Source organism: Cohnella sp. 56, assembly GCF_037963805.1.
In the GTDB taxonomy this organism is placed as follows: Bacteria; Bacillota; Bacilli; order Paenibacillales; family Paenibacillaceae; genus Cohnella.
In genome coordinates this window covers 496,203-506,500 of sequence record NZ_JAZDQE010000003.1, presented here as the reverse complement: position 1 = coordinate 506,500, position 10,298 = coordinate 496,203, and the positions used below count along the sequence as shown (strand labels likewise).

Annotated in this window: 22 protein-coding genes; 1 reads left to right on the top strand and 21 read right to left on the bottom strand. The window is 52.7% G+C overall.

Features of this window, described 5'->3' with window-relative positions; all coding sequences use genetic code 11:
• Positions 1 to 2 precede the first annotated feature (2 nt).
• From VQ071_RS07755 to VQ071_RS07690, 14 genes are all read right to left on the bottom strand, one after another.
• Positions 3 to 344: a hypothetical protein gene (locus tag VQ071_RS07755; protein ID WP_340513332.1), complete on the bottom strand. Its 342-nt coding sequence runs from the start codon at positions 342 to 344 to the stop codon at positions 3 to 5.
• Positions 341 to 613: a hypothetical protein gene (locus VQ071_RS07750; protein WP_340513331.1), complete on the bottom strand. Its 273-nt coding sequence runs from the start codon at positions 611 to 613 to the stop codon at positions 341 to 343. The genes VQ071_RS07755 and VQ071_RS07750 overlap by 4 nt, the downstream gene beginning before the upstream one ends.
• Positions 610 to 864, bottom strand: a complete 255-nt coding sequence (locus tag VQ071_RS07745; RefSeq protein WP_340513330.1) for a hypothetical protein — start codon at positions 862 to 864, stop codon at positions 610 to 612. Before VQ071_RS07745 ends, VQ071_RS07750 begins: the two co-directional genes overlap by 4 nt.
• The gene (locus tag VQ071_RS07740; RefSeq protein ID WP_340513329.1) at positions 861 to 1,367 is read right to left on the bottom strand and encodes a hypothetical protein; all 507 of its coding nucleotides are present in this window, start codon (positions 1,365 to 1,367) and stop codon (positions 861 to 863) included. Before VQ071_RS07740 ends, VQ071_RS07745 begins: the two co-directional genes overlap by 4 nt.
• Positions 1,360 to 1,686: a hypothetical protein gene (locus tag VQ071_RS07735; protein ID WP_340513328.1), complete on the bottom strand. Its 327-nt coding sequence runs from the start codon at positions 1,684 to 1,686 to the stop codon at positions 1,360 to 1,362. Before VQ071_RS07735 ends, VQ071_RS07740 begins: the two co-directional genes overlap by 8 nt.
• Positions 1,683 to 2,282: a hypothetical protein gene (locus tag VQ071_RS07730; RefSeq protein WP_340513327.1), complete on the bottom strand. Its 600-nt coding sequence runs from the start codon at positions 2,280 to 2,282 to the stop codon at positions 1,683 to 1,685. Before VQ071_RS07730 ends, VQ071_RS07735 begins: the two co-directional genes overlap by 4 nt.
• Positions 2,279 to 2,665: an HNH endonuclease gene (locus VQ071_RS07725; RefSeq protein WP_340513326.1), complete on the bottom strand. Its 387-nt coding sequence runs from the start codon at positions 2,663 to 2,665 to the stop codon at positions 2,279 to 2,281. Before VQ071_RS07725 ends, VQ071_RS07730 begins: the two co-directional genes overlap by 4 nt.
• Before the next feature lie 209 nt (positions 2,666 to 2,874).
• Positions 2,875 to 3,162: a hypothetical protein gene (locus VQ071_RS07720; protein WP_340513325.1), complete on the bottom strand. Its 288-nt coding sequence runs from the start codon at positions 3,160 to 3,162 to the stop codon at positions 2,875 to 2,877.
• Between the two features lie 23 nt (positions 3,163 to 3,185).
• Complete coding sequence (locus tag VQ071_RS07715; RefSeq protein WP_340513324.1) at positions 3,186 to 3,641, bottom strand: hypothetical protein; 456 nt, start codon at positions 3,639 to 3,641, stop codon at positions 3,186 to 3,188.
• On the bottom strand, positions 3,641 to 4,612 hold the full coding sequence (locus tag VQ071_RS07710) for a DUF551 domain-containing protein (protein ID WP_340513323.1): 972 nt from the start codon (positions 4,610 to 4,612) through the stop codon (positions 3,641 to 3,643). The genes VQ071_RS07715 and VQ071_RS07710 overlap by 1 nt, the downstream gene beginning before the upstream one ends.
• Complete coding sequence (locus VQ071_RS07705) at positions 4,609 to 4,797, bottom strand: DUF3850 domain-containing protein (protein ID WP_340513322.1); 189 nt, start codon at positions 4,795 to 4,797, stop codon at positions 4,609 to 4,611. The genes VQ071_RS07710 and VQ071_RS07705 overlap by 4 nt, the downstream gene beginning before the upstream one ends.
• 29 nt (positions 4,798 to 4,826) lie before the next feature.
• Positions 4,827 to 5,438, bottom strand: coding sequence for a hypothetical protein (locus VQ071_RS07700; RefSeq protein ID WP_340513321.1), 612 nt, complete (start codon positions 5,436 to 5,438; stop codon positions 4,827 to 4,829).
• A gap of 46 nt (positions 5,439 to 5,484) precedes the next feature.
• Positions 5,485 to 6,261: a DNA cytosine methyltransferase gene (locus tag VQ071_RS07695; protein ID WP_340513320.1), complete on the bottom strand. Its 777-nt coding sequence runs from the start codon at positions 6,259 to 6,261 to the stop codon at positions 5,485 to 5,487.
• A 27-nt stretch (positions 6,262 to 6,288) separates the two neighbouring features.
• Positions 6,289 to 6,528, bottom strand: coding sequence for a hypothetical protein (locus VQ071_RS07690; RefSeq protein ID WP_340513319.1), 240 nt, complete (start codon positions 6,526 to 6,528; stop codon positions 6,289 to 6,291).
• A 24-nt stretch (positions 6,529 to 6,552) separates the two neighbouring features.
• Between VQ071_RS07690 and VQ071_RS07685 the strand changes: the two genes are divergently transcribed.
• Positions 6,553 to 6,726 (top strand): hypothetical protein, encoded by a 174-nt coding sequence (locus VQ071_RS07685; RefSeq protein ID WP_340513318.1) that lies wholly within the window; start codon positions 6,553 to 6,555, stop codon positions 6,724 to 6,726.
• Here the strand turns inward: VQ071_RS07685 and VQ071_RS07680 are convergent.
• From VQ071_RS07680 to VQ071_RS07650, 7 genes are all read right to left on the bottom strand, one after another.
• Positions 6,723 to 6,878: a hypothetical protein gene (locus VQ071_RS07680; protein WP_340513317.1), complete on the bottom strand. Its 156-nt coding sequence runs from the start codon at positions 6,876 to 6,878 to the stop codon at positions 6,723 to 6,725. The two genes, VQ071_RS07685 and VQ071_RS07680, sit on opposite strands and share 4 nt — an antisense overlap.
• A gap of 53 nt (positions 6,879 to 6,931) precedes the next feature.
• Positions 6,932 to 7,288: a hypothetical protein gene (locus tag VQ071_RS07675; RefSeq protein ID WP_340513316.1), complete on the bottom strand. Its 357-nt coding sequence runs from the start codon at positions 7,286 to 7,288 to the stop codon at positions 6,932 to 6,934.
• Positions 7,289 to 7,333: 45 nt separating this feature from the next.
• Complete coding sequence (locus VQ071_RS07670; RefSeq protein WP_340513315.1) at positions 7,334 to 7,507, bottom strand: hypothetical protein; 174 nt, start codon at positions 7,505 to 7,507, stop codon at positions 7,334 to 7,336.
• Between the two features lie 75 nt (positions 7,508 to 7,582).
• Positions 7,583 to 8,122, bottom strand: a complete 540-nt coding sequence (locus tag VQ071_RS07665) for a hypothetical protein (protein WP_340513314.1) — start codon at positions 8,120 to 8,122, stop codon at positions 7,583 to 7,585.
• A 347-nt stretch (positions 8,123 to 8,469) separates the two neighbouring features.
• Entirely contained in the window at positions 8,470 to 8,772 is a 303-nt protein-coding gene (locus tag VQ071_RS07660) for a hypothetical protein (protein WP_340513313.1), read from the bottom strand.
• Positions 8,769 to 9,620 (bottom strand): ATP-binding protein, encoded by an 852-nt coding sequence (locus VQ071_RS07655; RefSeq protein WP_340513312.1) that lies wholly within the window; start codon positions 9,618 to 9,620, stop codon positions 8,769 to 8,771. Before VQ071_RS07655 ends, VQ071_RS07660 begins: the two co-directional genes overlap by 4 nt.
• Positions 9,559 to 10,290: a hypothetical protein gene (locus tag VQ071_RS07650; RefSeq protein WP_340513311.1), complete on the bottom strand. Its 732-nt coding sequence runs from the start codon at positions 10,288 to 10,290 to the stop codon at positions 9,559 to 9,561. Before VQ071_RS07650 ends, VQ071_RS07655 begins: the two co-directional genes overlap by 62 nt.
• Between the last annotated feature and the right edge of the window lie 8 nt (positions 10,291 to 10,298).

Sequence of the window (10,298 nt, the reverse complement as noted above, 5' to 3'; positions counted from 1 at the left end):
GTTTATACCTCCTTCTTTTGTCCCTCTATAGCAGCTATACAGGCGAGACATACAGCATGAGGTGCGGTTTCTGCACGGCCCTTAGCTAAACTCCCGTTCTCAAGGATGATGAATTCAGCCAGCCAGCCCTCATGGTCCGTGAACAAACCCAAGTCCCATCCCCTACGCTGCATCTCTTCTACGACTAAGCGCATTCCTTCCCAGGTGGTGGAGTATGCAGGCGTGTATCCGTATGTCCCGTCAAGATTTACGGCTGTTGTCATCGACACGTAACCGATCAGATTTGCAATTCGTCTATCAAACTCCGGCCCCGGATTATAGGTCATAGGCTCGGTACTGGTCATAGTGTTGGCTCCTTGGTGACTGGTTCGTACTCGTCGTTACGGATGACGCTTGGAATACCTGTCTTGTGGTCAACGATCAGCGTATACGTTTCCGAATCGTACGCCTCCTTGACCGGCTCCTCGTCAAATCCATTGCCGCATAGAGGGCAATCGTCTAGCTCCTTGTCCTCCAGCTCGTAAAACTCACCTTCGCAGTGAACGCAACGCATAATGTTGATCTCGACCGCCATATTGCTCGTTTTGAAAAAATCGATACTCTTCTTGGTCATAGTGTCTTTCCTCCCTCAAAGGACAGCTTTTCAAGCTTGGCGATCTGCTTGCGGAGGCTTTCTATCTTCTTTTGACGCATCGCCTCGGCTGCCTTAATTGCGTCAGCCTCATTATCAAACCAGTCACGATTTTTGCCGTGGTAGAATTGGTTACGGTTTACAACAACCATATCGTTGCTTGTATTCGAAACCTCGCCCTCGCACTCCTTGATGCCCGCAGACAGCGCATATCTTACGACCCATACTTTCATCCCTTCTCCCCCTGTTCCAGTAGATGGGGAGAGCCAACTATTTCGTATTTGCGCTTTATGCTGAATGGTTTGGTTAAATTATTGGTAATGATACGAGGCTTGTCTGATCGCTTTCCTTCGCCCCAAAAATAGCTCTCATATTTCGTGCATTGATCGGTCTTCACAATCCAAGTCAGCATGCCATCGTGTTCGCCTCGGGTGATGACTCCTGTGACTTCGATGTCACTATATTCAGCAAAAGAATCGTATCCTCGTCTTTTGTACTTCACTCTCGTTCCGGTTTGTTCTTTGGAGATGTACTTGACGGTATCGCCTTCGAAATACTCAACACCGTCGCGCTCATCGACCATTTGCCCTACCGTTTCGGGATCGACCTCAACCCATTCGCCGCGCTTGTAGAATTGCGAGATAAAGGCCGTCCCGTCAGGCTGGATGACCAACCATCCGTATATCCACTCACCATTGTCCTTGCGACGTCCCCGGAATCTTATCGCCCTAGCCATCTATCTCTTCCTTCCTGAAACGATTTAGGACCTCGTCTGCCGCCGTTTGCATATCCATTGCAACGTCACCCGTCTTAAGACCTCCATACGTCGCTATGCGCTCTAGAACAATGTCTTTGGCCTCTAGCTCGCCTCTCAGCGCCTCTAATTGATCTGCCCTATCCTTGTAGTGCTCAAGCTCTGCCAGCAGCATCACCTTGGTATTGGGGATGGATATGCCCCAGTGATCCCATTGCCGCTGTGCGATCTGCTGGATACGTCGCTTGACCTCTGCGTCGTCCATGTTATGGGCGAGTTGCGCTGCCTGATCTTTGATCATGGGTTTGGATCCTTTAGGGATTGGAGGCAGGCCGTAGCAGCTCGCCGGGATTCGGGGTCCGAACTGTACTCGCGAATGCTGCCCAAACTCTCCTGCATAATCTTGTGGTCAGCTCGCAGACGAATGTTCTCCTCCTGCATCGCCCATCGTGCCTCTTCGTCGCCTTTGTTCCAAAACACGAATTTGGCGTCAGCGACCTTCTGCATGCTCTCGATCTTCGCGGCCTGCTTTGCGATTGTGGCGTCTCTCTCGGCGAGCTGGGCGCGGAAAGTATCTTCCAAGTGATTCCGGATGTCACTGTCCGGCTCAATCTCATAGCTGATCTCATAGCCCAATGCAATACGATGCTGCATGATGCGGCCTGTCAACCGGGCTATCTCCGTATCCTTGGCGTCTAGCTGGGCTTGTGCCTGCCCGCGATAATTGCGGAGGTCGCATACAAGCTTGAGAACGATCATTTGGCGGCGGCGGTCTTCTTCGTCTGCTGGCTTCTTTACGAATTCGGCTACGATCTCGTCAAACTGCGCTTCGGTGTAGTAGACGTATTCGGCGTCGTCTCCCTGCCATATCGTCTGTATATCAGAGGTGTTGGTCATGGATGCGCCTCCCTCGTCTCGAACCAAAATGTAACCGGTGATTGTGTCTCCTGTATGAGTCCGTAGCGCTTGGCTACGTCGTACTGTGTGTGGTACTGGTTGAGGCTATTGATAAATCCAGCAATCTTGTCCCGGAACTGCTCCAGCGACAGGGGACCCTTTTGCACGTTGCAGGAGGCGCAGGCTGGGACCTTGTTGTCCTCACGCTCGTTGTGCGGATTGAGGCAGGTATCGGTCCACCAGTTCCGTCGAATAGGCTCAAAATGGTCCGCATGCCAGCCGCGCTCCGGCAACTCACATCCGCAATACCAGCACTTGCCGCCTGACTTGTCCCATATGGCCCGGCGGGCTTTGCTCATGGGCTTAGGGGTGTTATCGCTCATGGATGGTCTCCTCTCCTAATCATTCCAATCTACGCATCCACAGGAAGTAATCGGACCGGTCCATGCCTCTGTATGGCCGCAGATTAAACAACGTTTCCCTGCCGCGATCTGCTGCCTACGGCTGATCTCGTACATGATTTTATTGTTATTGTTGATTTTCCACTCTTGGAACAGTTGGGCGTCCGACAATTCTCGTATTGTGTTATCGCTCATTTGGAGTCAGCTCCTATTCCTGCGAGATCGCACAGAGTAGCCAGACCGTCGCTGATCAACCAAGGGTGGGTTGATTCGTACCGCACCATCGCCAGCTTATAATCCACGATCTTGCGGACGACTTCTTCGGGGGATTCGGTGACGATGTATTGTCCACCATTGGGCACAATTACCGATGTAAACTCATGCCAAGGTTTGACGACAACTTCAGTTGGCACATACACGGGATTTTGCATCTTCACATTTCGCTGCCCATCTAACAAAACTTCCGTCAGCTTAATCATCCGTCTCTTCCTCCTCTGTGCTATCAAAATAACCGTTGCTGCGGCTCGTATGCCTCCAACGGCGGAGGCCAGCGGTCTGCGGTCAATTGCAGCAACTCCTTGCCCGACTTGCTCCGGCCAGCGCTACGGAAGCCTGCCGCGTGGAAGCATCCTCCTCGCAGGTGCTTGCCGAGGTACGTTATCAGGCCGTCAGGCGGCGGCGCGCCCCACTCGCGGCTCGTGATGCCGATCGCCAGCGTTATGAGGTGGCTAGAGAGGTATGGACTCTCGTTGCGGTAAATCGTACATTCCCACGCCTCCCAGCCGTCGTCCCGTATGCCGGACCATGTTACCCATAGCGCCTTTGCGTCCTGGCCGAGCAGGACCAGGTTACGACCGGGCCTGCAAAATTGATTGCTGCCCGGTGTCTGGCGGGTATAATGCCGATCCGCGAGGGCGAGGGCGCGCCTGTCTCCCTTGTCGATGATCTGCCAGTACATCAGGGCTGGTCGTCCTCTGTGCCGATGTCGCACTCGTACATCAACTCACGCATCGTTGTCGTCCGTCTTGGTCTGGGCTGGTCCTCTGTGCTATTGATGCCGGGAGGCTTCGGCAGCGGCATCCAGTGGGTTACGTCATGCGTCAGAGCGTACACCGTTTCGGCTTCGTCTGAAGACTCCCACCATCCCTCGGGTACGAAATATTCGTCCTGGTCTTCGTCGTAATCGCCATCCACGCCATCTTGCAAAAAGTCGCAAGCCTTGACCGTTTTCGCCGGAAAATACTGCGCCATGACTACGACGCTCCGAGTCTTGTCCATATATGTTTTTGTCGAATATGTTGCGAGAACGGGCGTCTGTACCTCCGGCATACGTCTGCTTACCGGTATCCATCCGCTAGGCTGTATGTCCGTCTGGGAGAGGGCTGGGTCGATGATCTTATTAATGCGCTGCGCTCTTGGAGAGTCGTCATCGCACATCTCGTCGCTGATTGATTCCAGCGCCGCCCGCAATCGATGGTTTGACGCTACCGCCTTAGCGTGCCGTTGAACTTCGTCGACGAGCTGCGCGGTCAGCACGTCATTGCCGACATCCAACGCCTCCCGAAGCTGGTCCGCAGGCTGCGCACCGGAGAGCATGCCGTCGTCCTCCATTACTCCGTATACGTTGTCTGCACAGGCGCGGAGTATATCGTACGGCCAATCCATAACATCGTCGGCATCAGCCTCCGGCAGCTCGTCGATGCACATCGGCGGCGTAAACTGATCATCATCGTAATGATTGAGGTCCGCGCATCGATCTATCAGCGCCTCCCGGTATCCCTGTACCGGGGTGGATGGGGTGGGCGGCATCAATGAGATCATTTCAGCAGCTACACTCAGACCTACTTGCACATCTTCTCTCCAGTTGCCGTCCTTGCTCTCGCGTTTCAGCATTTCGAAAGCGTGCTGCTTGTTTACCGTATCCGTCATGCCGTTTCCCTCCATGGCTCGATTGCCATAATGATTTGTCCGTCTCGTACGTACTCAGGATCGGCAAGGATGTAGGTCACGCGCATGACGATGCCGGAGCCGGTATATTCCTGCTTGGTTGAGTCCCATTCGAAAAACATCTTCTCGCATCGCGGGCACTCGGTTTTATTGACCGTGAGTTGCATATCCGTATATGCCTCCTTGGGCTAATGGGTTAAGCTCCGTGTCTTGCGAGCAAATCGAGATACTGATCGAATCGCCTCTCAATGACCTCTCTGGCGCGCTCAACGGCTCGTTTGTAGCGCCGGTCATAGGTGATGGCTGCTCCGATGGCGACGTCGCTCACGACCCATACATCGCCGTTGTGATGGGCGAAGAAGGCGTGTTCGTTAATCTCGAATACCTTCTCGCCTGTGACGTACTCATTTCCTTTATTGGTCCTGATGCGGAATAACTGTGGGTTTCGCAGTTTGCGGATCGGTTGCTCTTTCTCTTTGCGCATTTGGCGCGGACGAAGCTTGACCCGCTTAGGGAGCGATCGTCTGAATTCGTTAATAGGCATAAGTTCGATTCCTGAGATCTGCTCCATCTCCGCAAACCATTTTTCGAAGTGGCGCTTATATTCTGCGGCCAAGTCGGATTTAGTGTGTCGACAGCCCTGGTCATACCACCACGGACGAAACTCCGTCAGATACTTATTGTCAATGTACAAGGACACCCACTCGGCAATGCGATGCGCATAAAACGGAGTGAGTTTGCCGCGCTTCATGCCTTCTGCTGCTCGCCGGAAGTATTTCTTTAACTGGCGCTTCTTGAACCGTCGCATATCCATCCTCCTTAATGGGTTTGATAGACCTGATTCGTCCTCCGGGCTACGCCCTGGGTGATTCGGTCGCGACGATGGCGCTTCGCGCAAAGAGCATGTCGTCTAGATGCTTGACAGCTGCTAAGATGGGATAGATTTGGGCAGGGACAACTGCGTTTCCGAGGGCTTTAACACGGTCCACCCCGTCGGGAAGCCCATGAAGGCTTCGGCATAATCTGGATTCAAATGTGTCATGTCTTCTCTCCGCGTCCTGAAACGAGGGCTGAGCTTGTCGGTACGGTATTCTGGGCTTCCCCAGTAGCGATTCCGCGCTGCTCCCTTCCACTCGGACGCCGTTAAGGTGGGCCACAATAAAGACTCTGGATCGCTTGTGGAATGCCCCGACGGCACAAGCTGGAATAACAAACGCTTTTGCGGTGTATCCATCGTCTCCCAGGTCAGAAAGCACTTCGTCGAGGCCCAATGAGACGTGACCAGCAACATTTTCTCCAACAAACCAACGGGGTCTGATGGCTTTAAGTAGTCGGCGTACCTCCGGCCAGAGGTGACGGTCATCGTTTTCGCCTTCTCGCTTCCCGGCTGTACTAAAAGGCTGGCAAGGATATCCTCCGTGAATAAGGTCAATTGGCCCGATTCCATCTTCGTCTAGCCTCTCTTTCGTTAAGGTGCATACGTCGTCGTATATAGGGACGTCCGGCCAGTGCTTGCGCAGCACTTTCTGAGGGAACGGCTCGCGCTCGCAGAAGGCCACTGTCTCGATGCCAGCCCACTCACAGGCCAAATCGATACCACCTATTCCCGAAAACAGGCTGAGTGCCTTCATCCTTATCCCCTTCCCCGCGAACATGCGTTATACTTGATTTTGGAACATTACCGAATTGAATCTAGCGCCGGGGATCTCTTTGAGATGAACTTCCGATCTCCATCCGCCAACATCGATTGATTCTAGGGTGTACGATTCTCCGACGACGAGCATCCTGTTTGCTCGCTCGTTCTCGCTGTCATATCCGCCTTTTCCAGTGAAGCGAATTTTGCTTCCGATTAGCGTATCGAGTGCCATTGTCGGGTTTTGCTTCTCGTCCCATTGCATATAGATCCCTCCGAGGTGCTAAAAATGTCCGAACTCGCCTATCAATACTTTGCCGAGGCAGATGCCTATCTATCTGGTGACCGGGTGCGCCGTTTTGAGAGGTGGTTACTCTCTCAGCGTATCCCGGCTGATTTGATGCGGAGAGAGGTCACGGCTTTCCGTTTAATGCTGGATGAGGCGGCGGTTAACGCGCCTTAGACCTCCTCCGCCTCCATTTCCGCGATGTAAGAGTCGAGAGCGTCTTGGTCGACACTCGCGTCATCACGCATTACTTTAACGGCCTGTTCTACCGTATAGCCGATCGCGAACATATCGCTAAAGTCCTCTGCTATGCTGTCTCGAGCGGTCATATCTCTATCTCCCTTTATGGATTTACTGGGCGCCTTATTGCGCTATTAGCGCTTTATTTGGCCTGTCTCATTGCTGCTGCTTCGTCGGTTTTGCTGCCAATGCCCCAAGTGGTCAGATACCGTTTTAACAGGCTGATCCGGATATCGTACTTGGCGCAGATTTCCAGACGTGTGAATCCGGTATTGCGGAGTTGTAGATACTGCTCGTATGAGACAAACGCTTTTTTTGGGGGCCCCTTGCGCTTCTGTGGCATTATCTCAATGTCAATTCGCTTGATTATGCTATCCGGTTGCTCGATCCGAATCGGCTCTCCGAATTGCAATCCCGCAATAGATACGCCGCCAGCATCAACTGCTGCAAGTTGCTCAGGCGTCAGTTGGTATACATACACCGGCCTTATCGCCGTCATCGTCCAACGCCTCCTCGTCCGCAAAAGGCAGCGGCTCTTTGTCTGTCATTTTGCTGGCCTCCTCGTGATGATCTGTTGTAAATCGACCTTGCGATATTTGGGCGCAGGATGTCTCCGCTTGTACTCGTCCGATGCTGCAATGATGTCGCTTGCTCTCGCCATTGTGTCATGAGCCATAATCGTCAGCAGTTCGCTATCCGTCGCGTTCGTCCACTTCATCGCCCTCTGCCTCCGCTGGGCCCATTTCCGGCCATAGGATTACCTGCTCTCCTGGTTCGTTGTACTGGGCCATGGTCAAGCACCACGTTTTTTCCGCGGCTTTTTAACCGGAGGCGTCAGGATGACATCTACAACGTCCTTTTGATAAGCTGTGAGACCATCGTAATAGCCCCTCTTAGCCTCACGGACGGTTCGGGCGATCTGCGCTAGCACATAGGCGTCACGGACGTTATCAGAGGCATGTTCGAAGCCCCAACGCTTGTAGATGTGAACAGCCAGCTCGTCCTTCTTGACGTTGCCCTTCGCTCCCGCGAATTTTTTCAGAGCATTCGGTGCGACCTCGTCGTAACTGATTCGTCGCGAGTAGAGGTCCATGCGGATTCCCCAGCCGATACCGCCGAGCAAAAATCCGCTTTGTGACGCAAAGCCAAATCCCTCGATAGTGACAAAGTCGTTATCTTCGATGCTGCTCATGACTTGCTCGATGATGTCGATCATTCGGCTGGGGTCCTTGCCTTCGGCGGTGATCTCTACCGCGTCAATCAGCTCGCCGTGCTTGTCTAAGATGACGAGTCCGGTCTTCGTTGAGGGATCGATACCCACGTATCTTGTCATGCGCTTTCGCTCCTTTGTTCTCTGCCATCCGTTCAGGCAGCGTGTATATTTCGCCGATCAGCCCGTCGTCGTCGTAAATAAGTTCTTGGTACGTCGTTTGAAAAAGTGGATCCAGCCTCATCGAGGCTTCCTCCCGTTCACTATGGCTTCTTGTTCACTTGCGACCTCTTCCCATAGTCCTGCGAAGTGCTCGCGCATGAACGCTAGTACCTCGGTCTTCCGCATGCCAGTATTTATCAAGTCCGAGTACATCAACCTAGCTAGTCGGTCGATATATTCGAGTTTGTCCTTGAGCAGCCATTTGTAACTCTCCCATACGGCCGGCGCTTCGCTGTGCCTGTACCGATTCATTTGGCTCGCCCTCGCTTTTTCGCTTCGGGAGCGAGTATCCTGCGCACGTACTGAGCGGCGCGCTCTCGGGGATCGCTTGGGACGCTCTCAGGCTCGTTTTCAGTCTTTTCAGAATCTTCCGAGTATTCTTGTAGCGGCGAGTGTGTTGCAGCCTTCTCAGAGGCGTTTAGAGCGGCAAGTTTTGATTCGAGTTCGTTGTACTTAGCCCAACCTCTCGTCGACTGCTCTCGGCTTAGTCCCGGTCGCTCCAGCGCCTCAGCTACTTTGACCATTTCCTTGAGGATTTCGTAGCGCATCATTCCTCAATGAGCCTCCGCGCTCGTTCGTTCGCGACTTCCCTGCGGTAACTGCTGGATTTGTTCTCGACGATGACTGACATTTCAAGTATCCGATCATGGATTCGCTTGGCTGCAATCTCTTGCTCGACCGTGGGCTTCTCAGGCATAAATCGGTTTAGAAGCTCGGTCGGCGTAAAGTTGGTTGTGAACAGGATCGGCTTCTTGTCTCGATACCGGCCGTCAATGATTCGAAAGATGACCTCGACAACCCAATCGCTGATTTTCTCAGCGCCGATATCATCCAAAATCAGAAGGTCGCATTTGAGAACGGCATCCATGATCTCGTATTCCGATTCCTTCGACTGGTTGCGGAAGGTGCTGCGAATTCGGCCTAGTAGTTCAGGCATGCTCTGGAATACCGAGATGAAACCGTGCCCCTTTACCGAATGGTATATCGCACCGGCCAAGTGGCTTTTTCCGTTTCCCGGCTCGCCCCACATCAGGAGCGATAAACCGTTCTTTGGATTGAACTTCTGTGCGTACTTCCGGGCGATGTCGACCGCTCGCTCACTGCCCGGCCGATTGCCGAAGTTTTCAAAGGTGTAGGTCAGGAAGCGTTGGCCGAGGGCTGCGTGTTGGAACTTCCGCTCGATCTCTGCTTGAGCCTTTCGATCCTCCATCGCCTGGACTTCTTTTTCGTGAGCAGCGACTTCGCAGGAGCAGCGCGGCTGCACCGTCTTCTCTTTGCCGAGAAGCATAACAATCTTCTTCGGGACGAGATTCTTGCAGATCGGGCAGTAATAGTCCTCAGAGGGAGAGGAGGTCATATTCTCCACTGCCTCGCGGAGGGCGTCCCCTAGGTTGTGCATTTCCCGTCTCTCCCTTCAGCGGAAATATACCTTGCCAACTGTTCAAGATGGATTGCTCTAAAATGGCGATCTTGTCAACGTCACCGGTTGCGAGTTCATCCAGTTTACCGAGTAGTAATGTTATCGCCCTATCCGTCAAAGGCTTTTTGATTTTCTTGCGTAATTCGGAAAATGAATCAAGACAAGAGATTAAATCAGGGTTCGATGTGTAAGCAGCGAACAATAGGTTTTTTTGTTCTTCAGTTCTTGTGTTCTTAAGTTCTTTAATTCTTTTATTCTTGTTTGTGTCCGGTTGGTGTTCACTTGGTGTCCGGTTGGTGTCCACTTCTTGTTCATTTTGGTGTTCACTCTCTTGGTACTTGTGCCAATTAAGTATTGATATGACGCGGTTTTTTGAGAAAGTTTGTTGTTCAATCTGCTGTTCGATTTTGAACAAGTTTATGATGCGTTCTACCTTCGACTGCGAAATGTCCAATTCGTCAGATAGCGTGACTCTGCTCGTTACAAGCTGCCCCGGTTGGAGGGTTACACGCTTACCGCCGATCATCGTGTCGTATGGTTTGTGGGTCGCATTGAGGAGTAAAAACACCCATACGGCCAGATGTTCGGCGTCCTTGCAAACAGCAGGATTGTCGAGCATGTTGCGATGGAGTTTAATCCATCCGTTCATACCTCCCA

Bases quoted from the DNA above. Each gene is read 5' to 3' on its own strand.
- VQ071_RS07730 (WP_340513327.1), bottom strand. From the start codon at position 2,282: ATGACCAACACCTCTGATATACAGACGATATGGCAGGGAGACGACGCC.
- VQ071_RS07675 (WP_340513316.1), bottom strand. From the start codon at position 7,288: ATGACGGCGATAAGGCCGGTGTATGTATACCAACTGACGCCTGAGCAA.
- VQ071_RS07665 (WP_340513314.1), bottom strand. From the start codon at position 8,122: ATGACAAGATACGTGGGTATCGATCCCTCAACGAAGACCGGACTCGTC.
- VQ071_RS07655 (WP_340513312.1), bottom strand. From the start codon at position 9,620: ATGCACAACCTAGGGGACGCCCTCCGCGAGGCAGTGGAGAATATGACC.
- VQ071_RS07720 (WP_340513325.1), bottom strand. From the start codon at position 3,162: ATGATTAAGCTGACGGAAGTTTTGTTAGATGGGCAGCGAAATGTGAAG.
- VQ071_RS07755 (WP_340513332.1), bottom strand. From the start codon at position 344: ATGACCAGTACCGAGCCTATGACCTATAATCCGGGGCCGGAGTTTGAT.
- VQ071_RS07695 (WP_340513320.1), bottom strand. From the start codon at position 6,261: ATGAAGGCACTCAGCCTGTTTTCGGGAATAGGTGGTATCGATTTGGCC.
- VQ071_RS07685 (WP_340513318.1), top strand. From the start codon at position 6,553: ATGTCCGAACTCGCCTATCAATACTTTGCCGAGGCAGATGCCTATCTA.
- VQ071_RS07690 (WP_340513319.1), bottom strand. From the start codon at position 6,528: ATGCAATGGGACGAGAAGCAAAACCCGACAATGGCACTCGATACGCTA.
- VQ071_RS07680 (WP_340513317.1), bottom strand. From the start codon at position 6,878: ATGACCGCTCGAGACAGCATAGCAGAGGACTTTAGCGATATGTTCGCG.
- VQ071_RS07740 (WP_340513329.1), bottom strand. From the start codon at position 1,367: ATGGCTAGGGCGATAAGATTCCGGGGACGTCGCAAGGACAATGGTGAG.
- VQ071_RS07750 (WP_340513331.1), bottom strand. From the start codon at position 613: ATGACCAAGAAGAGTATCGATTTTTTCAAAACGAGCAATATGGCGGTC.
- VQ071_RS07700 (WP_340513321.1), bottom strand. From the start codon at position 5,438: ATGCGACGGTTCAAGAAGCGCCAGTTAAAGAAATACTTCCGGCGAGCA.
- VQ071_RS07735 (WP_340513328.1), bottom strand. From the start codon at position 1,686: ATGATCAAAGATCAGGCAGCGCAACTCGCCCATAACATGGACGACGCA.
- VQ071_RS07670 (WP_340513315.1), bottom strand. From the start codon at position 7,507: ATGAAGTGGACGAACGCGACGGATAGCGAACTGCTGACGATTATGGCT.
- VQ071_RS07660 (WP_340513313.1), bottom strand. From the start codon at position 8,772: ATGATGCGCTACGAAATCCTCAAGGAAATGGTCAAAGTAGCTGAGGCG.
- VQ071_RS07710 (WP_340513323.1), bottom strand. From the start codon at position 4,612: ATGACGGATACGGTAAACAAGCAGCACGCTTTCGAAATGCTGAAACGC.
- VQ071_RS07705 (WP_340513322.1), bottom strand. From the start codon at position 4,797: ATGCAACTCACGGTCAATAAAACCGAGTGCCCGCGATGCGAGAAGATG.
- VQ071_RS07745 (WP_340513330.1), bottom strand. From the start codon at position 864: ATGAAAGTATGGGTCGTAAGATATGCGCTGTCTGCGGGCATCAAGGAG.
- VQ071_RS07715 (WP_340513324.1), bottom strand. From the start codon at position 3,641: ATGTACTGGCAGATCATCGACAAGGGAGACAGGCGCGCCCTCGCCCTC.
- VQ071_RS07650 (WP_340513311.1), bottom strand. From the start codon at position 10,290: ATGAACGGATGGATTAAACTCCATCGCAACATGCTCGACAATCCTGCT.
- VQ071_RS07725 (WP_340513326.1), bottom strand. From the start codon at position 2,665: ATGAGCGATAACACCCCTAAGCCCATGAGCAAAGCCCGCCGGGCCATA.